This window comes from Cupriavidus pauculus (assembly GCF_003854935.1).
Classification (GTDB): Bacteria; Pseudomonadota; Gammaproteobacteria; order Burkholderiales; family Burkholderiaceae; genus Cupriavidus; species Cupriavidus pauculus_C.
The window spans coordinates 2,983,069-3,004,324 of record NZ_CP033969.1 but is presented as its reverse complement, the minus strand read 5'-3'; the positions used below and the strand labels follow the sequence as shown (position 1 = coordinate 3,004,324).

General features: G+C 68.7%; 19 protein-coding genes. 5 read left to right on the top strand and 14 right to left on the bottom strand.

The features are described 5' to 3' along the window. Nucleotides 1-17 precede the first annotated feature (17 nt). Nucleotides 18-1,232 (top strand): cystathionine beta-lyase, encoded by a 1,215-nt coding sequence (locus EHF44_RS15235; RefSeq protein ID WP_124684432.1) that lies wholly within the window; start codon nucleotides 18-20, stop codon nucleotides 1,230-1,232. Nucleotides 1,233-1,304: 72 nt separating this feature from the next. Here the strand turns inward: EHF44_RS15235 and EHF44_RS15230 are convergent, their stop codons facing one another. From EHF44_RS15230 to mfd, 6 genes are all read right to left on the bottom strand, one after another. Further along, nucleotides 1,305-2,936 carry a PepSY-associated TM helix domain-containing protein gene (locus EHF44_RS15230; protein ID WP_124684431.1) on the bottom strand — a complete coding sequence of 544 codons (1,632 nt, stop codon included), beginning with the start codon at nucleotides 2,934-2,936 and terminating at the stop codon, nucleotides 1,305-1,307. A gap of 10 nt (nucleotides 2,937-2,946) precedes the next feature. Then, complete coding sequence (locus EHF44_RS15225; RefSeq protein WP_124684430.1) at nucleotides 2,947-3,237, bottom strand: hypothetical protein; 291 nt, start codon at nucleotides 3,235-3,237, stop codon at nucleotides 2,947-2,949. Further along, a complete protein-coding gene (locus tag EHF44_RS15220; protein ID WP_253699871.1) occupies nucleotides 3,234-3,467 on the bottom strand; it encodes a hypothetical protein in 234 nt (77 codons plus the stop codon). Before EHF44_RS15220 ends, EHF44_RS15225 begins: the two co-directional genes overlap by 4 nt. Before the next feature lie 335 nt (nucleotides 3,468-3,802). Further along, nucleotides 3,803-4,657, bottom strand: a complete 855-nt coding sequence (gene serB, locus EHF44_RS15215) for a phosphoserine phosphatase SerB (RefSeq protein ID WP_124684428.1) — start codon at nucleotides 4,655-4,657, stop codon at nucleotides 3,803-3,805. Between the two features lie 102 nt (nucleotides 4,658-4,759). Further along, nucleotides 4,760-5,968 carry an acetylornithine deacetylase gene (gene argE, locus EHF44_RS15210; protein ID WP_124684427.1) on the bottom strand — a complete coding sequence of 403 codons (1,209 nt, stop codon included), beginning with the start codon at nucleotides 5,966-5,968 and terminating at the stop codon, nucleotides 4,760-4,762. 55 nt (nucleotides 5,969-6,023) lie between these two features. Next, the gene (gene mfd / locus EHF44_RS15205; RefSeq protein ID WP_124684426.1) at nucleotides 6,024-9,476 is read right to left on the bottom strand and encodes a transcription-repair coupling factor; all 3,453 of its coding nucleotides are present in this window, start codon (nucleotides 9,474-9,476) and stop codon (nucleotides 6,024-6,026) included. A 114-nt stretch (nucleotides 9,477-9,590) separates the two neighbouring features. Here mfd and ispD point away from each other — a divergent pair, with 114 nt between their 5' ends. Further along, complete coding sequence (ispD, locus tag EHF44_RS15200; protein ID WP_124684425.1) at nucleotides 9,591-10,379, top strand: 2-C-methyl-D-erythritol 4-phosphate cytidylyltransferase; 789 nt, start codon at nucleotides 9,591-9,593, stop codon at nucleotides 10,377-10,379. 33 nt (nucleotides 10,380-10,412) lie between these two features. Continuing rightward, complete coding sequence (gene ispF / locus EHF44_RS15195) at nucleotides 10,413-10,919, top strand: 2-C-methyl-D-erythritol 2,4-cyclodiphosphate synthase (protein WP_124684424.1); 507 nt, start codon at nucleotides 10,413-10,415, stop codon at nucleotides 10,917-10,919. Between the two features lie 22 nt (nucleotides 10,920-10,941). On the opposite strand, the gene EHF44_RS15190 is transcribed toward ispF, so the two are convergent. From EHF44_RS15190 to ompR, 6 genes are all read right to left on the bottom strand, one after another. After that, nucleotides 10,942-11,523 (bottom strand): GNAT family N-acetyltransferase, encoded by a 582-nt coding sequence (locus EHF44_RS15190; protein ID WP_124684423.1) that lies wholly within the window; start codon nucleotides 11,521-11,523, stop codon nucleotides 10,942-10,944. A 205-nt stretch (nucleotides 11,524-11,728) separates the two neighbouring features. Beyond that, nucleotides 11,729-12,250, bottom strand: coding sequence for a carboxymuconolactone decarboxylase family protein (locus tag EHF44_RS15185; protein WP_124684422.1), 522 nt, complete (start codon nucleotides 12,248-12,250; stop codon nucleotides 11,729-11,731). A 120-nt stretch (nucleotides 12,251-12,370) separates the two neighbouring features. Further along, on the bottom strand, nucleotides 12,371-12,919 hold the full coding sequence (locus EHF44_RS15180; protein WP_124684421.1) for a peroxiredoxin: 549 nt from the start codon (nucleotides 12,917-12,919) through the stop codon (nucleotides 12,371-12,373). 281 nt (nucleotides 12,920-13,200) lie between these two features. Further along, nucleotides 13,201-14,490 carry an MFS transporter gene (locus tag EHF44_RS15175; protein WP_124684420.1) on the bottom strand — a complete coding sequence of 430 codons (1,290 nt, stop codon included), beginning with the start codon at nucleotides 14,488-14,490 and terminating at the stop codon, nucleotides 13,201-13,203. A gap of 246 nt (nucleotides 14,491-14,736) precedes the next feature. After that, complete coding sequence (locus EHF44_RS15170; protein WP_124684419.1) at nucleotides 14,737-16,086, bottom strand: ATP-binding protein; 1,350 nt, start codon at nucleotides 16,084-16,086, stop codon at nucleotides 14,737-14,739. A gap of 22 nt (nucleotides 16,087-16,108) precedes the next feature. Next, nucleotides 16,109-16,831 (bottom strand): osmolarity response regulator transcription factor OmpR, encoded by a 723-nt coding sequence (ompR, locus tag EHF44_RS15165; protein ID WP_010810107.1) that lies wholly within the window; start codon nucleotides 16,829-16,831, stop codon nucleotides 16,109-16,111. A 360-nt stretch (nucleotides 16,832-17,191) separates the two neighbouring features. Here ompR and EHF44_RS15160 point away from each other — a divergent pair, with 360 nt between their 5' ends. Next, entirely contained in the window at nucleotides 17,192-17,488 is a 297-nt protein-coding gene (locus EHF44_RS15160; protein WP_253699869.1) for a hypothetical protein, read from the top strand. On the opposite strand, the gene EHF44_RS15155 is transcribed toward EHF44_RS15160, so the two are convergent. Continuing rightward, nucleotides 17,489-18,751 carry a Zn-dependent hydrolase gene (locus EHF44_RS15155; protein ID WP_124684417.1) on the bottom strand — a complete coding sequence of 421 codons (1,263 nt, stop codon included), beginning with the start codon at nucleotides 18,749-18,751 and terminating at the stop codon, nucleotides 17,489-17,491. A 32-nt stretch (nucleotides 18,752-18,783) separates the two neighbouring features. Beyond that, nucleotides 18,784-19,614: a presqualene diphosphate synthase HpnD gene (gene hpnD, locus EHF44_RS15150; RefSeq protein WP_124684416.1), complete on the bottom strand. Its 831-nt coding sequence runs from the start codon at nucleotides 19,612-19,614 to the stop codon at nucleotides 18,784-18,786. A gap of 496 nt (nucleotides 19,615-20,110) precedes the next feature. Here hpnD and EHF44_RS15145 point away from each other — a divergent pair, with 496 nt between their 5' ends. After that, entirely contained in the window at nucleotides 20,111-21,247 is a 1,137-nt protein-coding gene (locus EHF44_RS15145; protein WP_409559033.1) for an efflux RND transporter periplasmic adaptor subunit, read from the top strand. The last annotated feature ends 9 nt before the right edge of the window (nucleotides 21,248-21,256 follow it).

Genomic DNA, 21,256 nt, shown 5'->3' with positions numbered 1-21,256 from the left:
CTCCAGGGAACCACGCCGTGTCCGCTTCCGACTCGTCCAACCACCCGCCGCGCTTTATCCAGACCACCGCCGTCCAGCCCGATCTCGACATCGCGCCGGGCTTTGCCTCGTTCTCCACGCCCACGTATCGCGGTTCCACCATCGTGTTCCGCAACCTGGCCGAGCTGCGCGCCTATGGCGATGCCAGCAAGACCTATTGGCGCTACGGCCTGCACGCCACCCCCACCAGCGAGGCGCTGTGCCAGCAACTGGCCCAGATCGAAGGCGGCCGCCACACGCTGCTGCTGCCGTCGGGCATGGGGGCGATCTCGCTGGTCTACTTCGCGCTGCTGCGGTCGGGCGACGACGTGCTGGTGCCGGACAACGTCTACGGCCCCAACCGCGATCACGGCGAATGGCTGGCGCGTGAGTATGGCGTGACGGTGCGCTACTACCACCCGTCCATCGGCGCGGGCATCGAGGCGCTGATCCAGCCCAATACGCGGCTGATCTGGATGGAGGCGCCCGGCTCCGTGACGATGGAGGTGCCGGACTGCGACGCCATCGTGGCCGCCGCCCGCGCGCGCGGCGTGCTGACCGCCATCGACAACACCTGGTCGGCCGGCGTCTACTTCAAGCCGTTCGACAAGGGCATCGACATCTCGGTGCAGGCGCTGACCAAGTACCAGTCGGGCGGCAGCGACGTGCTGATGGGCGCCGTGATCACGCGCGACGACAAGGTCCACGACCGGCTCAAGCGCACGCGCATGATCATGGGCTGGGGCGTCTCGGCCGACGATTGCTTCCTGGTGCTGCGCGGGCTGGCGAGCATGCCCGTGCGGCTGGCTGCCCATGACCGCGCGGCGCGCGAAGTGGCGGAATGGCTGAAGCAGCGGCCCGAAGTCACGCGGGTGCTGCACCCGGCGCTGCCCGACTGCCCCGGCCATGCCGAGTGGACGCGCGACTTCACGGGCGGTGGCGGCCTGTTTTCGATCATCCTGCACGACCGGTACTCGCGCGAGCAGGTGGACGCCTTTGTCGAGGCGCTGAAGCTGTTTGCCATCGGCTGGTCATGGGGCGGGGCGCACAGCCTGGCGGTGCCGTACCACGTCGATACGATGCGCCCGGCCGGCACGTGGCCGCCCGCCGGCTGGGAGAACGCCGGCGAACTGGTGCGGCTGTATATCGGCCTGGAGGACACCCGCGACCTGATCGGCGACCTGAAGCAGGCGATGGAGACCCAGCTCCGCTGAACCTCCGCCCCACGCCATCCGGCCAACAAAAAAGCCCCGCGAATGCGGGGCTTTTGCATGGACTGTCCGAAATCAGGAGGCGTCGGCCTTGCGCATCGTGGCCTGCGGCGCCGCCTCGGGCGTCGCGCTGCGGATGGCCCAGACCGACTCGGCCGGACCGTTCTGCGCGCGGCGCTGCGTGGCACGGGCCAGCGCGACGTAGCCCACCGCCAGCGCCAGGCCGCCAATGTCGAACCCGGCAATCACCCAACGGCCGTTGAGCGCCGCGGCGAACAGGTGGTCGCCGGTCAGCACCCAGTTGGACACCGGCACGGCCAGCGTCGCCAGCGCCGCCACGTAGAGCAGCTCCACGGCCGCCCGGATCGGCGGACGGATCAGCGCCCAGGCCAGGGACAGCCCGAATGCCGGCCAGAACACGTAGCTGACGGCACGCTCCGGCCACAGCAGCGCGGCCGGGAAGCACAGCGCCACGCCGATACAGGTGCCGATGCAGACGCCGACCGTGGCCTGCGCCAGCAGCTTGTGCACGCGCGGCTGCTCGGCCTGGCGCGACTTGCGCCGCGTCTCGATCCACAGCAGGTTGCCCGAGTAGAACAGGAACGCCCCCGCCAGCCCGGCGATCAGGTACACCAGCCGCACGGCCAAGTCGCCATAGGTGCCGTAGTGCAGCGCGAACATGGCGCTGTACACCATGTGGTTCGTGTCGCGCGCGCCGGCCGTCTGGTTGGCGATCAACTGGCCGGCGTTCGGCTCGTTGGCGGCGGCATGGATGCCGACCGAGCCACCGTTGCCCAGCGCCCGCACGCTGTCGCCTCGCACTTCCGCCACGGCGTTGGCGTCGCCATAGCGCTGGAAGCGGATCGCGCTCGGGGTAAAGCGTTCGCCGCCGTGCTCGCGTGCGATGGCCAGCAACTGGGCCGACGACATCGTCGGCGAGGGCCGGCCCGACGCCGACACCTCGGGCGTGGCGCTGGTCACGCGCGGCACCACCTCGAACAGCTTGCCGTCGAACGTCAGCATGTTGAACACCATCACCATGACCAGCGACAGGCAGAAGAACGCGCCCGTCACCGCGAAGATCAGGTGGAACGGCAGGCTGAACAGGCCCAGCACGTTGTGGGTGTCCATCCAGAACCGCTTGAGGTTGCGGCCCGGGCGGACCGAGAACAGGTCCTTTTTCAGGCGCGGCAGGTGCAGGATCACGCCCGACACCAGCGCCAGCCCGTACAGCACCGAGATCACGCCCATGAAGTACATGCCGTTCAGCCCCAGGCCCAGCGAGTAGTGCAGGGCGTTCAGGAAGGCCGACAGCTCGCCGGTCACGTGGTCCAGCGACGTGTCGTTCTGGGCCGCCTTGTCGCCGCCCAGCCGCTCGCCGCTCATCGTGTGCCACTCGCCGGTCTTGTCCTGCCAGTAGGCGTTGAAGTCCGGCTCTTCCTTGCTCGGCAGGCCAACGTAGACGCTGTTGGCGGCGTCCGGGTGGACGGCGATCAGCTTCTGCACGAAGGCGTCGATGGCGGGCCCCTCGACGTGGACCTCGGTGGCGTGCCGGCCTTCCAGCCGGTCCGGGTTCTGCCACACGTGCAGCTCGTGGTGGAACACGGTGATGGCGCCCGCGAAGAACGCGATGAACAGCGCCCAGCCGGCCATCAGGCCGACCCAGGTATGGAGCGTATTGAAGACGCGCAGGGTATTGGGTTTCATGAGCATTTCCTCAATGGCCCAGGCCCGTCGACGCGGGGGGCATTGCATGCATGAGGCGGACCGCCCAGAGGATGCCGTAGCAGACCAGGTTGCCGCCGATCAGCCAGAGCCACGCGGCGCGGCTGGTCTGGCACAGCAGGCTCAGGCTGATGATGGCCACCCACAGGACGAAACTGAGCATGATGGCGAGCACGACGCCGCCTTCCCAGCCGCTCGGCAGCCAGAGAATGCCGAGCGTGCAGAGCGCGATGGCCAGCGGCAGGCCCAGCAGCGCGCCGGCGAGCCATTTGGTGCCGATCATGATGCGCTCCCTTCGCCCGGCATGTCGTCGTAGCGCTTGTGGTGGATCCAGGTGCCGATGAACGGCCAGGCGGACAGGCTGCAGGTCAGCGTCACCAGCGTGGCGGCGATGGCCACGGGCCAGCCCTCGGGCACGCTCATGACCCATGTGCCGGCCACGGCCAGCGCGACGCCGAGCCAGAACAGCAGGCGCGGTGGCAGCGGGGCGCGGCCGTCGTTGCTGGCGTCCACGCAAAGCACCTGGTTAGGGGCGGAAAGATAGAGGCACGCCGCGGCGGCCAGGGATAGAAGTACGGCAAACGCTTGCATGCGTCGGGCAACCCGGTGGGGATCGGTCAGGCGGGAAAGGACTAATAATAATGATTCGCATTTGATTTCACAAGGAAATCAAGGCCTTATGTTGCAGTGCCGTGCGGATGTGACCGAAATGCCAATGACGGAAATGTAATGTGACAGGCGCATCGAACTGTGCGCGCAGCAGGTGCCGGACGGCTGGGGTAGTGAAGGTGCCGCCGACGGACGTCAGCGGCGGAACAGGGGAGCCGGCCGCGTGGCCGGTACGCCGCTCAGCGGGGGAACAGGTTCAGCAGGCCGTCCAGCCCCACGTGGTTGAACGCGACGCTGGCCTGCGCCCGCACCACGGGTTTGGCGCGGAAGGCCACCGACAGCCCCGCCACGGCCATCATCTTGAGGTCGTTCGAGCCGTCGCCCATGACGATGGCCTGCGACGGATCGGCACCGATCTGCGCGCACACCTCGCGCACGGTGCGGGCCTTGACATCGGCATTGACGATTTCGCCCACCACGTTGCCGGTCAGCTTGCCGTCGACGATTTCCAGCGTGTTGGCGCGCGTGAAATCGAGCTTGAGCCGGGGCTTGAGCTGGTCGGTGAAGTGGACAAAGCCGCCCGACACCAGCAGCGTCTTCAGCCCCAGCGCCTGCACGGCCTCCAGCATCTGCTCGGCGCCCGGCGACAGGCGCAGGCGCTCGGCGTAGACGCGGTCCAGCACGCTGGCGTCCAGGTCCTTGAGCAGCGCCACGCGGCGGCGCAGGCTTTCGTTGAAATCGGTGATCTCGCCGCGCATGGCGGCCTCGGTGATGGCCGACACCTCGGCCTTGAGCCCGCAGAAATCGGCAATCTCGTCGATGCATTCGATCGTGATCAGCGTCGAATCCATGTCCATCGCCACAAGCCGGAAGTCCGACAGCTTGCGGCCGGCCGGCACCACGGCCCAGTCGATGCCGCGTGCGCCGCACACGGCGTCCAGCGCGTCGCGCAGGGCCGGGGTCAGCGGATCGCAGTCCTCGGCGGCGGCCACGGTGTCGCTGCGCGGGGCGAAGGCGGAAGCGTTGGCCACCTTGCGCACGGCATCGAGGTCAGCGGCGGACAGCGGGGACAGGCTCTGGAGAATCAGGGGCATGACGGCAGGAAACGGATACGGGCGGTCGCGCGGGGCGGCCGGGAGGGCGGTATTGTACTGCGCGGCGGCCGGCTCCCGCGCGGGCGGGGGCCGGCTGGCCGATCAGGCCACGCGCAGGCTGTCCACGACCTTGTGCAGGAACGCTTCGCACGCGGCCAGCTGGTCCAGCGCGACGAATTCGTCGGGCTTGTGGGCCTGCTGGATGTCGCCCGGGCCGCAGACCACGGCCGGGATGCCGGCGCGCTGGAACAGCCCGGCCTCGGTGCCGTAGGCCACCTTGTTGGTCTCGCGGTCGGCGGTCAGCGCGCGCACCAGTTGCGTGATGGCGTCGGACTCGGCCGCGTCCAGCGACGGCGCCGCCGCGATCTTGCTGATCGCCATGCCGGCATCCACGTGCTCGGCGCGCATCTTCGGCACCAGCACGTCGTTCACGTACTGCTGGATCCGCGCCAGGATGGCCTCGGGGTCCACGCCGGGCAGGTTGCGGAACTCGAACACGAACTCGCACTCGGCCGGGATCGTGTTCAGCGCGATGCCGCCGTGGATCGTGCCGGTGGACGCGGTCGTGAACGGCACGTCGAACGCCTGGTCGTACGGGCCGTTGGCCTTGAACTCGTCGGCGATGTCGCGGATGTAGCAGATCAGCCGCGCCGCGTACTCGATGGCGTTGACGCCCTTGGGCGTCAGCGACGAGTGGGCCGCCTGGCCCTTCACGCAGCAGCGGTAGGCGTTGATGCCCTTGTGCGCCACGATCACGCGCATGCTGGTCGGCTCGCCGACGATGCAGCCGGCCGGCGTCACGCCGCGGTCGCGCAGTTCGGTCAGCAGGTACGGCGCGCCCATGCAGCCGATTTCCTCGTCGAACGACAGCGCGTAGTGCACCGGCTCGCGCAGCCTTGCGTCCAGGATGGTCGGCAGCAGCGCCAGGCTGGTGCCGATGAAGCCCTTCATGTCGCAGGTGCCGCGGCCGTACAGCCGGCCGTCGCGGATCACGGGCTTGAACGGGTCGGTGGTCCAGTTCTGGCCGTCCACGGGCACCACGTCGGTGTGGCCGGACAGCACGATGCCGCCGTCGGTGGCGCCGTTGGCGGCCGGCACCGTGACGAACAGGTTGGCCTTGTCGCCGGCCGGGTTGTAGCTCAAGTGCGGGCGCAGGCCCTTGGCCAGGAAGTGGTCGCGCACCGCTTCGATCAGGCCCAGGTTCGAGTGGCGCGACGTGGTGTCGAACGACACCAGGCGCTGGGTCCAGTCCAGCGCGCTGCCGCGCTGCGGGGCTTCGTGGTCGGCGGTGCGGGGGGCGGCGGCTTGCATGGGCGGTCGAAAACGTTGATGTGTCAAGGGTGTGATGCTACACCGGCTGGCCCGGTCAGGCCAGTTGGCGCAGCGTGTGCTTGATGGTCTGCGCGCGGGCGCCCACGTCGGGCATCTTGGCCTCGATGCGCAGCTTGTCCTGTCCGGCCAGCTTGATGTGCTTGTTCTTCTGCACGAGGTCGATGATCCGGATGGCATCGATCGGCGGGTTCGGCACGAACTGCACGCTGACCGTGGCCTCGCCGGCGTCGATCTTGCGCACGCCCAGCGGCGCGGCGGCAATGCGCAGCCGGTGCGTCTCGATCAGCGCCTGGGCCTGCGGCGGCAGCTTGCCGAAGCGGTCGATCAGCTCTTCCTGGATGTCGTCCACGCGGTCGGCCGTCTCGCAGTTGGCCAGCCGCTTGTAGAGCGACAGCCGCTCGTGCACGTCGGCGCAGTAGTCGTTCGGCAGCAGCGCCGGCGTGCCCAGGTTGATCTCGGTGGTGGCCGCCAGCGGCGCCATCAGGTCCGGCTCCTTGCCGGCCTTGAGCGATTTCACGGCAGCGTTGAGCATGTCGGTGTAGAGCTGGAAGCCGATCTCCTGAATCTCGCCCGACTGCTTGTCGCCCAGCACCTCGCCAGCGCCGCGGATCTCCAGGTCGTGCATCGCCAGGTAGAAGCCCGAGCCCAGTTCCTCCATCTGCTGGATGGCCTCCAGCCGGCGCTGCGCCTGCTTGGTCAGCCCGTCCACGTCATGCACCAGCAGGTAGGCGTAGGCCTGGTGGTGGCTGCGGCCCACGCGGCCGCGCAACTGGTGAAGCTGCGCCAGGCCGAAGCGGTCGGCGCGGTGGATCAGGATCGTGTTGGCGGTGGGCACGTCGATGCCGGTTTCGATGATGGTCGTGCACAGCAGGATGTTGTCGCGGCGGGCCACGAAGTCGCGCATCACGCGCTCCAACTCGCGCTCGTGCATCTGGCCGTGCGCCACGGCGATGCGCGCCTCGGGCACCAGTTCGGCCAGCCGGGCCCGCTTGTTCTCGATCGTCTCCACCTCGTTGTGCAGGAAGTAGACCTGCCCGCCGCGCTTGAGCTCGCGCAGGATGGCCTCGCGGATCACGCCGTCTTCCTCGCGGCGCACGAACGTCTTGATCGCCAGCCGCTTCTGCGGCGCCGTGGCGATGACCGAGAAGTCGCGCAGCCCTTCCAGCGCCATGCCCAGCGTGCGCGGGATCGGCGTGGCGGTCAGCGTCAGCACGTCCACCTCGGCGCGCAGCGTCTTGAGCGCTTCCTTCTGGCGCACGCCAAAGCGGTGTTCCTCGTCGATGATGACCAGGCCCAGCCGCTGGAACTTCACCTCGTCGGACAGCAGCTTGTGCGTGCCGATGACGATGTCCACCGTGCCCTCGTTGATCTGCTTGATCGCCGCGTCTACTTCCTTCCTGGTCTTGAACCGCGACAGTTCGACGATGCGCACCGGCCATTCGGCAAAGCGGTCGGACAGGGTCTGGAAATGCTGCTCGGCCAGCAGCGTGGTGGGCGCCAGCATGGCCACCTGCTTGCCGCCCAGCACGGCCACGAACGCGGCGCGCAGCGCCACCTCGGTCTTGCCGAAGCCCACGTCGCCGCAGACCAGCCGGTCCATCGGCTTGCCCGACGTCATGTCGGCGATGACGGCCGAGATGGCGGCCGCCTGGTCGGGGGTTTCCTCGAAGCCGAAGCTTTCGGCAAAGGTCTCGTAGTCCTTGGGCTGCAGCGGGAACGCAAAGCCCTGGCGCAGCGCGCGGCGGGCGTACAGGTTCAGCAGTTCGGCCGCCGTGTCGCGGATCTGCTGCGCGGCGCGGCGCTTGGCCTTGTCCCACTGGCCGGTGCCCAGCGAGTGCAGCGGCGCGGTGTCCGGATCGGCGCCCGAATAGCGTGAGATCACGTGCAACTGGTGCACCGGCACGTAGAGCTTGCTGCCCTTGTCGTAGTCCAGGTGCAGGAATTCCTCGTCGCCCTGGCCCATGTCCAGCGTGACCAGGCCCTGGTAGCGGCCGATGCCGTGCTCGCTGTGCACCACGGGGTCGCCAATCTTCAGCTCGGCCAGGTCGCGCACCATCGCGTCGACGGTGCTGGCCTGCTCCTGCTTGCGGCGGCCGGCGCGGCGCGCGGTGCCGGCGTACAGCTCGTTCTCGGTGACGAAGGCCAACTGGGCGCCGGGCAGCGCGAAGCCGGTCTGCAGCGGCGCCACGGCGATCGAGAAATGTGCATCGCCGGCCAGGAACGCCGCGAAATCGTCCACCACCATCGGCCGCAGCCCGCTTTCGGCAAACAGCTGCATCAGCGTCTCGCGCCGGCCGGCGGAGTCGGCGCACATCAGCACGCGCGTGGCCTTGTTCAGCAGCAGTGCTTCCAGGTTGACCAGCGGGTCCTCGGCGCGGCGGTTGACCGAGACGTCGGGCAGGCTGGCCGCGAGCGACGGCTGGTCGGCCGGCGACGGCTCGCGCTGCAGCACCAGCCGGGCCAGCGGCTTGGCGCCGACGAAGAACTGCTCCTCGGACAGGAACAGCTCGGCCGGCGGCAGCAGCGGCCGCTCGCGGTCGTGCCGCATGAAGGTGTAGCGCTGGGTGGTATCGGCCCAGAAGCGGCGGATGGCGTCGTTCACCTGGCCCGCGAACGCCAGCTGCGTGCCGGCCGGCAGGTAGTCGAACAGCGTGGCGCTTTCTTCAAAGAACAGCGGCAGGTAGTACTCGATGCCGGCCGACGGCACGCCGTTGCCGATGTCCTTGTAGATCGGCGACTTGGTCGGATCGCCCTCGAACACCTCGCGCCAGCGGCCCCGGAAGGCGGTGCGCGCGGGCTCGTCCAGCGGAAACTCGCGGCCCGGCAGCAGCCGGACTTCCTTGACCGGGTAAAGGCTGCGCTGGGAATCGGGATCGAACGCGCGGATGGTCTCGATCTCGTCGCCGAACAGGTCGATCCGGTACGGCAACGCCGACCCCATCGGATACAGGTCGATCAGCCCGCCGCGCACGCTGTATTCGCCGGGACGCATCACGGCGCTCACGTGCTCGTAGCCGGCCAGCGTGAACTGCGCCTTGAGCGCGGCCTCGTCCAGCCGCTCGCCCTGCTTGAAGAAGAACGTGTAGGCCGCCAGGAACGACGGCGGGGCCAGCCGGTAGAGCGCCGTGGACGCCGGCACGATCATCACGTCGCACTGGCCGGTCTGGATGTCGTGCAGCGTGGCCAGGCGCTCGGAGACGAGGTCCTGGTGCGGCGAGAAGCTGTCGTAGGGCAGCGTTTCCCAGTCGGGCAACAGCCGCACGCGCAATTCCGGCGCGAACCACGGGATTTCCTCGGCCAGCCGCTGCGCGTCCATGGCATTGGCGCAGACCACGGCCACCATCGGCACGGTGCCGCGATGCTGGCGGGCGTAGGCGGCCACCACGAGCGCGTCGGCGGACCCGGTCAGGCCGCTCACGGCATGGCGCAGGCCGGGCTTGACCAGGGGCAGGGCGGCGAAGGGAAATGCGGTAACGGTGTCAGGCATTGGCAGCAGTAAACGCAAAAACGACGACACCCCGCCGGCAGGGGCGCGGGGCGCTCAGCGGGCAGGGCGGTCGATCATGCCAGCCATGGCGGCGGGCGAGGGCCGTATTATAGAATGCGCACCGGCCGGCCCGCTGGCCGGCTCACTTTTTCCCCAGGCCCCATAAACGTGTCCGATCGTCGATTCGCCCTGATTCCCTGTGCCGGAACCGGCAGCCGTGCCGGTGGCGCCGTGCAGAAGCAGTACCAGACCGTGGCGGGCCGGCCGATGCTCTGGTATGCGCTGGCCGCATTCTCGGCCAGCGAGGCCATCAGCGCCACGGCGCTGGTGCTGGCGCCCGACGACATGCCGCTGGCGTCGCGCTTTGGCGCCGAGGCGTTTGCCGGCCTGCGGTTCGATACCGCGTTCGTCGGCGGCGATTCGCGCCACGCCTCGGTGCTGGCCGGCCTGCATCACCTGGGCACGCTGGGCGCCCGGGACACCGACTGGGTGCTGGTCCACGATGCCGCGCGCCCCGGCCTGACCACGGCGATGATCGACACGCTGGTGCGGGCCGTGGAGTCAGACGACACGGCCAGCGAGCCGATCGGCGGCATCCTGGCGGTGCCGGTGCCCGACACGCTCAAGCGCGCCGACGCCACCGCGCGCATTGGCGGCACCGTGCCGCGCGACGGCCTGTGGCAGGCGCAGACGCCCCAGATGTTCCGCATCGGCGTGCTGCGCCATGCGCTGGAAGACGCCATGGCCGCTGGCGCCGTGGTCACCGACGAGGCCAGCGCCATCGAGCGGCTGGGCCTGCATCCGCGCCTGGTCAACGGCTCGCTGCGCAACTTCAAGGTGACGTATCCGGAAGACTTCGCGCTGGCCGACGTGCTGCTGCGCACCGGGCATCCGGCCGCCTGAGCCGGTCCCGAACCATTTTTGCAAGGAGTCGTTTTGAATCCGTTCGATATTCGCGTAGGGCAGGGCTATGACGTGCACGCCCTGGTGCCGGGGCGCAAGCTGATCCTCGGGGGCGTGGACATTCCCCATGACCGCGGCCTGCTGGGCCACTCGGACGCCGACGCGCTGCTGCACGCCGTGACCGACGCGCTGTTCGGCGCCGCCGCGCTGGGCGACATCGGCCGCCACTTTCCGGACACCGCCGCCGAGTTCAAGGGCGCCGACAGCCGCGTGCTGCTGCGCGAGGCCGCGCGGCGCGTGCGCGAGGCCGGGTTCGAGATCGGCAATGTCGATGCCACCGTCATCGCGCAGAAGCCCAAGCTCGCGCCGCACATCGGCGGCATGGTGGCAAACCTGGCCGAGGACCTGGGGTTGCCCGTCACGCGCTGCAACGTCAAGGCCAAGACCAACGAGAAGCTGGGGTTCGAAGGCAAGGAAGAGGGGATCGTCGCCCAGGCGGCGGTGCTGATCTACCGCCGGCCGGAAGACGCGCAGGACTGACGGCCGGCGGCCGCCCGGCAGATCAGGGGGCGGCCGGCGACGGCGCGGCGGGCGCCTCGGCCGTGATCGGGTAGACGTAGTCGATCAGCCGCGCCATGGCGCCGTGGCGCGAGCCCGCTTCGGTGCGTTTCTGGAAGCCCATCTGCTCGCAGAGCTTGATGGCGGAGTCCATCTCGGGCATCGCGCGGCAGACCAGCGTCTGGGCGCCGATATCGCGGGCACGCTGGATGCAGATCTGCATCAGCCGCTTGCCCAGCCCCAGGCCGCGCGCCTGCGGGCTGACCGACAGCAGCCGGGCCTCGGGCTGCGTCAGCGTGATCGTGGAATCGTCGAGGGCGGGCAGCGTGGCGCCTGGATGGCAGAACAGCACGGCGCCGCTGATACCGTGGTCGGTCTCGGCGACCCACCATTCCATGTCGGGATTGTCCTTGGCGGCCAGCACGGACTGCATGCCGCGCTGGAACGACGCCCGGCAATCCTCCATGATCTCCAGTTCATACTGCCCGTAGGCCTGCTGGGTGACCGCGGCGATATCGCCCCAGTCGTGTACCGCGGCCAGCCGGAACCTGAAACGCGGCGAGTTCGGGGAAGGCAAGGTGCTCATGGCGACAGCGAAGTTCGTGACCTTGCGTCGATTGTAGGCCGCGCCATCCACAAATGCACCGGGTCGTTCCGCTGGTTCGCGTGTCGGACAACACCAATTGACCGAGACAGGAAAAAGGCCGGCGGACGCTCCCAGGCGTCCACCGGCCTTGCCCGCCTTGCGGCGTGCCGCGCGGTACTTGCGGCCCGTTGGGCCGCGAAGCCGCTTATTCGGCGGCGATGACGTTGGCTGCCGCGCCGATCACGGCGGCAATGCGGCCCACGTCGCGCAGTTGCTGGGCGCTCATGCCCTGCTCGTTCTTGAGCAGCTGGTAGTGCGACTTCACGCAGAAATGGCACTTGCCGATGATCGACGCGGCCAGCGCGTACATCTCGAAGCGGCGCTTGTCCACGCCGCCGTGGGTGGCGTAGGCGTTCATGCGCAGGCCGGCCGGCTGGCTGGCCAGGTCCGGGTCCTCGGCCATCTCGACGTACGGGTACCAGAGGTTGTTCATGCCCATCAGCGCGGCGGCCGTCTGCGCGGCCGTCACTTCCTCGGGCGACAGCACGTTGGCATTGCGGATCACGTCGACGATCACCTTGCTCTTGGCCGCGAACGCCGCCGCCAGCGCCACACCGACCGCGTCGTTGCCTTCCAGCGTCGAGCGGGCAATCGTGCCATCCACGTTCAGGCGGATGTCCTTGGCGTAGTCGGGAACCAGATTCTTAATCGTGCTGAGGAATTCCATTTATTTCTCCTATCGACGAGGGCTCAAAAAACCCGCACATAGCGGGTTTCGGCATGGAAGGGCCGCGGGCCCCTCCATGCGACGTACCGGGCACCTGATGGGGCCGGCAGGCAGTGCCAATTACAGCGTGGCGCCGCCGACGGCGCGGTTGCACGGGCACAGTTCGTCCGTTTGCAGACCGTCCAGGATACGCAGCACTTCGTCCGGGCTGCGGCCGACGTTCAGGTTGTTCACCGACACGTGCTGGATCACGTTGTCCGGGTCGACGACGAAGGTGGCGCGCAGGGCCACGCCGGCGGCCTTGTCACGCACGCCAAGCTGGTCCACCAGCGAGCCGGTCACGTCGGCGAACTGCCACTGGTTCAGCTTGTTCAGGTCCTTGTGTTCACGGCGCCATGCCAGCTTCACGAATTCGTTGTCGGTCGAGCCGCCCAGCACGATGGCGTCGCGGTCGGCGAAGTCGTTGTTCAGCTTGGCGAATGCCACGATTTCGGTCGGGCACACGAACGTGAAGTCCTTCGGGTAGAAGTAGATGATCTTCCACTTGCCCTCGAACGACTTTTCGGTGATGTCTTCGAAAGCCGACTGGCCATTCTCTTCGTGGTTGTTGAAACCCGGCTTGACACCAACGATGCTGAAGGCTTCGAGCTTGTCACCAACGGTCTTCATTGACTTCTCCTGATACGGTTGAACAGATTGAGGCGTTGCACTGCGCGATGTGGTTCCCATTGCCGCCGGGAAGTCCATCGCATTTGCACGAAAGCTGTGAGTATGCGTGCCGCCGCGCGCCAAGGCCAATTGGTTTTCTTAACCGGCCCGATAGGCGGCGTCCGGAACGCTGCACAAATGGACAGCCGCAAGTATGCCATGCACCCGCCGGGCAAGCCTGCGGCACCAACCGCTACGTGTGCCACGCGAACGTGTCAGCCGCATGAAGGCGGCGCGCATCTTCAGGCCGGATGCAGCGCCGCCTGTTCGCGCCGGGCGCGGAAGATCACCAGCGTGGCCACCAGCCCGCAGGCGGCGGCAAACATCAGCCAGAGGCCCGGCGCGGCCTTGTTGCCGGTGCTGTGGATCAGGTAGGTCGAGATGGCCGGCGTGAAGCCGCCGAAGAGCGCCGTGGCCAGGCTGTACGCCAGCGAGAAGCCGGCGGTGCGCACGGCCGGCGGCATGACCTCGGCCAGCGTCACGACCATCGCGCCGTTGTAGCTGGCGTACAGGAACGACAGCCACAGTTCCACCATCAGCAGGCGCTGGAACGACGGCGCGGCCACCAGCCACGACACGGCCGGATACGCTGTCACCAGCGTGGCGACGGTGAAGACCACCAGCAGCGGCTTGCGGCCCACGCGGTCGGACAGCGCGCCCATCAGCGGCAGCCAGATGAAGTTCGACAGGCCCACGCAGATCGTGACGATCAGGTTGTCCACGTCGTCCAGCTTGAGCACGGTCTTGCCGAACGTCGGCGTATAGGCCGTGATCATGTAGAACGACACCGTGGTCATGACCACGAGCAGGCAGCCGGCGACGATGATGCGCCAGTTATCGAGCATCGACCGGTAGATCGCCTGCACCGACGGCCGGTGCTTGCGCGCGCGGAACGCCTCGGTTTCCTCCAGCGAGCGCCGGATGATGAACAGGAACGGCACGATCAGGCAGCCGATCAGGAACGGCACGCGCCAGCCCCAGTCGTCCATCTGCGCCGGCGCCAGCGTGGCATGCAGCACCACGCCCAGCAGGCCCGCGAAGATCACGGCCACCTGCTGGCTGGCCGACTGCCACGCCACGTAGAAGCCTTTCTGGCCCGGCCTGGCGATCTCGGCCAGATAGACCGACACGCCGCCCAGCTCCACGCCGGCCGAGAAGCCCTGCAGCAGGCGTCCCAGCAGCACCAGCAGCGGCGCGGCCACGCCGATGGTGGCGTAGCCGGGCACCAGCGCGATCAGCAGCGTGCCCAGCGCCATCAGCACCAGCGTGACGATCAGCCCCTTGCGGCGGCCGTGGTGGTCGATATAGGCGCCCAGCACGATCGCGCCCAGCGGCCGCATCAGAAAGCCGGCGCCGAACGTGGCCAGCGACAGCATCAGCGACGCGAACTCGTTGCCGGACGGGAAGAACGTACGGGCGATGGCCGCGGCATAGAAGCCGTAGACCATGAAGTCGTACATTTCGAGGAAATTGCCGCTGACAACGCGGAACACGGTCCGGAAACCGTGCTGGGAGGTGGGGGTGCTGGACATGGCTGTCTCTCGGTCAGCCGCCGGTGGACCCGGCGGCATGTTGTCGATCGTTGTGAGCCATGGCGGATCAGGGTTGCGGCAGGCGCGCCATGACATTGGATGCCGTGGTATGCATCGGCCTGTCGATGGCGTGAAGTGTGCGCAATGACGCTGTCATTCGCCTGTCAGCGACCTTTCAGTTGCCTATCAAATGCTGAAGAAAACCTGTCAACGCGCAACCGGTGGTGCGGCGGCGCAACCTGGCGCTCAGGCGCGCCGGAAGCGCGCGCTGACGACCAGGCCCGTGCGGGGCGCGGGGCGGTTGGCCAGCACCAGCCGGCCGCCGTTGCGTTGCAGGATGCGGTTGACGATCGACATGCCCAGCCCGGCGCCCTTGGCCTCGCTGCGCGCGGTGTCTAGCCGGTAGAACGGCCGGGTCAGCAGCGACAGCTGCTCGTTGGGCACGCCGGGGCCGTTGTCGGCCACGATCAGCACGGCCTCCTTGTCCTCCACGCGCGTGGAAATCTCCACGTCGGCCATGCCGGTTTCCTCGTCCTTGGCATAGCGGCGCGCGTTTTCCACGAGGTTGTCGAGGATGCGCTGGATTTCCATGCGGTTGGCCACGGCCATGACCGGGCCGTCGGAGCGCACGTGTACGCGCACGTCGTCATGCGCGGCATAGACGCCGACCGATTCCTGGACCAGCGTGGACAGGTCCACCGGCTCCACCACCTCCTGGCCGGGCCGGGCGTAGTTCAGGAACTGGCCGATGATGGCGTCCATCTGCTCGATGTCGGCGATCATCGCGTCGCGCGTGGTGTTGTCCACCGGGGACATCTCGGTTTCCAGCCGCAGCCGGGTCAGCGGCGTGCGCAGGTCGTGCGAGATGCCGGCCAGCATGACCACGCGGTCGTCGTCGAGCTGGCGCAGGTCGCGCACCATCTGGTTGAAGCTGCGGTTGGCCTGGGCCACCTCGCTGGCGCCCTGTTCGCGCAGCGGCGGGGCCTCGCCGCCCGAGCCGATCAGCCGTGCGGCGTTGGCCAGCCGCTTGAGCGGGTAGTTGACGCGGGCCGTGATGAAGGCGGCCCCGATGATCGACAGCAGCAGCGCGGCGATACTCCACCAGAGCCACTGGATGCCCGGCACGCGCTCGAAGCGCTCGGGGCTGATGGCCACCCAGTAGTCGTCGCCCTCGATCTCGAAGCTGACCCAGACGCCGGGAATGTCGTTGACCGTGGTGGCCAGCACCGTGTCCTCGCCCAGCCGGCCGCGAATTTCCTGCTGCACAAGCTGGGTCAGGAACGGGTTGGCCTTGGGCGCGGCGAAGTCGTCGTCCTTTTCGCGCGGATAGACCTTGATGCCCTCGTTCTGCACGAGGTCGAGCAGCAGGAACCGGCGCCGGGCAGGGTCCGAGTAAAGCAGGGCGGCGCGGGTGAGCTTGACCACGCTGACCACCTGCATGGCGATCTGCTGGGCGCGCGGCGCGCGTTCGAAGAGCCGGTAGCTCTGGAACCAGATACCCAGCGAGATCGCCAGCAGAAGGGCGATCAGCATGAAGGTTCGCCAGAACAGCGAACCAAAGAACCGCGTTGCGGTACGGCCGAGGGCGGTCGCCACGATGCTGCCTGTGCGACCGGAATTACTTCACGCCATCGGGGATGAAGACGTAGCCGAGGCCCCAGACCGTCTGGATGAAACGCGGGTTGCTCGGATCGGGTTCGATCAGCTTGCGCAGGCGCGAGATCTGCACGTCCAGGCTGCGGTCGAACACCTCGTACTCGCGGCCGCGCGCCATTTCCATCAGCTTTTCGCGCGACAGCGGCTGGCGCGGATGGCGGGCGAAGACCTTGAGCACCGAGAATTCGCCCGTGGTGAGCGTGATTTCCTCGTCGTTCTTGGTCAGCGTGCGGGTGGCCAGGTTCAGCACGAAATCGCCGAACGCGAACGTCTCGGGCGTCTCGGACGGGGCGCCCGGCACTTCGGCCGGCCCCTTGCGGCGCAGCACCGCGTGGATGCGCGCGATCAGCTCGCGCGGGTTGAAAGGCTTGGGCAGGTAATCGTCGGCGCCCATTTCCAGGCCGACGATGCGGTCCACGTCCTCGCCCTTGGCGGTGAGCATGATGATCGGGGTCTGGTCGTTGGCCCCGCGCAGGCGGCGGCAGATGGACAGCCCGTCTTCGCCGGGCATCATCAGGTCCAGCACCAGCAGGTCGAAACGCTCGCGCAGCCAGAGCTTGTTCATGGCCGTGGCGTTTTCCGCCACGAGTACCGTGAAGCCCTGCTCGCCGAGATAGCGGCGCAGCAGGTCGCGCAGGCGCGGGTCGTCATCCACGACGAGAATCTTGTGGCTGGTATTTTCCATGGCGGTATCTTAGCGACTATCGCTTTCGCTCAAAATGGCTTAACAAAAGGTTACATACTTTACCCCGTGGTATGGCGGCGTGCACCTTTTGTGCATTTACACTCCGCAAACCGTTTGCCAGGGCCCGATGACACGGGGCCTTGCGGACGGTCGCCACGGGCATCGCGCATGCCTTCCCGCGACGCTGGCACCGCCCTTGCGGTCGCCCTTGGGGGACATGCCGGTGCGCTGCCGGCGCGGTCATGAGGACCGTCCGGAGGCCACAGTCGAAACCGCCATTATCCAATGAAAGTGAAGCAAAACCGGCACGGGCAAACCCTGCGTCGCACATTCTGCGCGCGCGTGGCCTGGCTTGCCGGCATGACCCTGCTGATGGCCGTGGCGCCCGCCTCGGCGCACGCCCAGTCGGCGGGCATGGCGCACCTGCTTCACCCCAAGGGCCAGCCGCCCGGCGGGCAGGGCGGCAACCCGCCCCCGCCGGACCGCAACCGCCAGCCGCCCCGGCGCGGCGACCGCGCCGAGACCGAGCGCGACATGGCCGAGCGCGCGTCGCGCCAGGGCCAGCGCGGCGGCAGCCAGCGCCTGTCGCCCGACGAGCGCAAGACGCTGCGCAAGAACCTCTACGACATCGGCAAGGAAATGTACCGGGGCAGCTGATCAGGCCGCCGCCCGGAAGTGCCGCAGGAAATCCACGAATACCTCGGCCGCCTGCTGGGCGTCTTCCACCGTGATCGTCTCCAGCGGATTGTGGCTGATGCCGCCGTTGCCGCACCGGACGAACAGCATGGCGACGTCGGTGATCCGCTGCATCATCATGGCGTCGTGCCCGGCGCCCGACGGCAGCTCGAACGCCTGCGCCCCCCGTTTCTTCAGCACCGCCGCGAACTGATCCATCAGCCAGCGCGCGCATGGCGCGTTATTGACCGGTGTCACGCGTTCCACGGCGGCCGTCAGCCCGCGCCGCGCGGCAATCCGCTCGATGCCGGCCACGATATCGGCGATGGCGGCCTCGCGGATGCCGTCTTCGCCGGCCCGAATATCCATCGAGAACACGCAGGCGGCCGGAATCACGTTGCTCGATCCATTGGGCACCTGCAACTGGCCGACCGTCCCCACCAGCGTAGGCACCTGCGCGCAGCGCTGCTCCACCAGCAGGATCATCTCGGCCGCGCCCGTGGCGGCGTCGCGGCGCATGTCCATCGGCGTGGTGCCGGCATGGCTGGCCAGCCCCTCCACCCGCACCTGGAACCGGCTGCTGCCGGCGATCTGCGTGACGATGCCCAGCGGCAGGCCGCGGTTGAGCAGCACCGGCCCCTGTTCGATATGGACCTCGACAAAGCCGGCCAGCGTGGCGGGATCGACCGCCGCCGCACGCAGCGCGTCCAGGCTGCCGCCGCCGGGCAAGCCGGCCGCCGCCAGCGCCTCGCGCATCGTCACGCCGTCGGCGTCCGTGCGGTCCAGCAGCGCCGGGTCGAAGCGGCCCGCCAGCACGCTGCTGGCCAGGAAGCTGGTCTTAAAGCGCAGCCCTTCTTCCTCGGCAAAGGCCACCACGTCCAGGTGGTACGGCAGCCGGATGCCCGCGTCGCGCAGCGCCCCGACCACGGCGATCGGCAGCAGGATGCCCAGCCGGCCGTCGTAGCGGCCGCCGTTGCGCACCGTGTCGAAGTGCGAGCCGGTCATCAGCACCTTGGGGTTCGCCTCGGCCGGATCGGCGGCATAGCGGCCAATCACGTTGCCGATGGCGTCCACGCGCACCGCCATGCCGGCGTCTTCCATCCAGCGCGCCAGCAGCGCCTGGGCCTGGCGGTGCGCCGGCGTCAGGTACGCGCAGGTCAGGCCGCCTTCCATGTCGGAATGGCGGGCCAGGGCGTCGGCGTGGTCCAGGATCGACTGGCCGAGGGAAGGGGTGGCGGTGGTCATGGCGTCGGGGGGTGTCGGTACTTCGGAGGGGGTCAGCGGTTGCGCAGCCAGGTCTTCCATGCCACCCAGAGCTTGCGCATGGGCGTGAGCGAGATGCGCTGGGTCAGCACCTGGAAGTCGCTGGCCTCGATCTCGTCGAGCAGCGCGTGGTGGATGGCGGCCAGCGCCAGCGCGGCGCGCTGGGCGCGGCGGTCGGCGCGGGGCAGCAGGGCCAGCGCCTCCTGGTACAGGGCGCGCGCCTGCGCCGCCTGGTCGCGCATCAGCGTGACGAACGGCGCCGAATGGCGCGACTGCATGATGTCGGCCGCCGGCACCTCGAAGCGCTGGAGCGTTTCCACGGGAATATAGATACGGCCCTGGCGGGCGTCGCGGCCGACCTCGCGGATGATCCGCACGCGCATCTGCGACAGGCCCAGTTTCTCGCCGGCGTCCAGCGTCAGCGCGTCGGTGAATCCGAGCAGCCGGGCCGTCAGCCGGCCCACCGTGCCGCCCACCAGCCGCGCATAGCGGCCCAGCGCGGCGTCATCGAAATAGCGCGACTGGGCGAGGTCCATCTCCGTGCCGTCCAGCACCTGGGTCATCTCGGCCTGCGGCAGGCTGGCCAGGTGCGGTTGCAGCGCCAGGCTGACCGGGTGGTTCGGGGTGCCGTCGTAGAGCCGGCGCAGTTCGGCGCGCCACCAGTCCAGCCGTTGCAGCGCCACGCCGGCGTCATGGTCCTCGTGAACGATGGCATCGAGTTCCAGCCGCCAGGCTTGCAGCGCGGTCAGCGCGCGGCGGCGCTCCGGGGGCAGGAGCAGGCTGCTGTAATAAAAGCTGGAGCCGCTGGTTGCGGCCTTGTCCTGGCAATACTGATCGGGCGTCACGCCAATCTCTTTCTGTGGGATGGCGGGGCGGCGCCAAAGCCGCGAATTGTAACATCGGCGCCACGGCGCGCGGCCGCCGCCAGCGACGCCATCCCGCTGCCAGCCGCGCCGGCGGGACGACATTTTGTCGCGCCATACGACTGTTCGTCATCCGGCGTTTGACGCACCTCAGGCCGGTCGCTATATTGCTGACCGCAAAGTTATTTATTTCCCGTGCGACGCTGGCCCATCGGCCGGCCGGCTCCGGGCACCATGAAGCACCCCCAGAGGTGCCCCGGAGCCGATCCTCCCCGGCCGTCCGGCCGCAGCATTCCAGAAGTGCAGTAGCGTCATCCTTTCCACCGACTCAACACGCTTGTCCATGCCAGTGCCATACGCCGGGCCGGAAGTCGCGGCCGCTGAAGTTCAGGTCTTCCCCATGCTCCCCCCGGCTGGCGCCACGCGGCGCCGTGGCGTCGTGCGCGGGCGGGCGGGGCGGCTGGCCGCGCTGGTCGCCATGGCCGGGCTGGTGACGCTGGCCGGCTGCGGCAAGCAGGCGGAGCCCGTGGAGACCGTGCGGCCGGTGCGGGTGATGCAGCTCAGCCCGTCGGCCGGCAAGACCGCGTTCGAGTTCTCGGGCGAGGTCCGTCCGCGTATCGAATCGCGGCTGGGCTTCCGCGTTGGCGGCAAGATCGCGGCCCGGCTGGTCGATGTGGGCGCCACGGTGCGCAAGGGCCAGCCGCTGGCGCGGCTCGATCCCACCGACCTGGCGCTGGCCGAATCGGGCGCGCGCGCCCAGTTCGACGCCGCGCGGACCGACCGCGACCTGGCCGCCGCCGACCTGAAGCGCTACAAGGAACTGGCGGCCAAGAACTTCATCAGCGCCGCCGAACTGAACCGCCGGCAGGCCACCTACGATTCGGCCGCCTCGCGGCTGGAGCAGGCCCAGGCCAACCTGCGCAACCAGTCGAACCAGACCGGCTACGCGGTGCTGACGGCCGACGCGGACGGCGTGGTCACGGCCGTCGATACCGAGGTGGGCCAGGTGGTCACGCCGGGCCAGCCGGTCATCCGCGTGGCGCAGACCGCCGAGAAGGAAGTGGCCATCGGCCTGCCCGAGGACCAGGTCGACATGCTGCGCGGCATCACCGACGTCACCGTCCATACCTGGGCCGATCCGGACCGCCTGCTGCCGGGCCGCGTGCGCGAGATTTCCGGCGCGGCGGACCCAGTGACGCGCACCTATCCCACCCGGGTCAGCATTCCGAACCCGCCGGCTGACCTGCGCATCGGCATGACGGCCGCCGTGCAGTTCACCCGCGCGGGCGATGCCGGCACGATCCGCATCCCGCTGACCGCGCTGCTGCAGGACAAGGGCACCAACCAGGTGTGGATCTATCAGCCAGACAAGGCCGACAAGGCCGACAAGGCCGGCAGCGGCACGGTCAGGCCGGTGCCCGTGACGCTCGGCGAGGCGCAGGGCAACCTGATCGAGATCCGCCAGGGGCTGGCGCCGGGCCAGACCATCGTCACGGCCGGCGTGCATCTGCTGAAGGCAGGCCAGAAGGTCAAGCCGATGCAGAGCGTGGCGCCGGCCCAGCCCGCGTCCAGCCCGGGCGCGCCGCTGAGCGCCCTCGACCGCCGCCTGGGCTGAGGGCGGCGC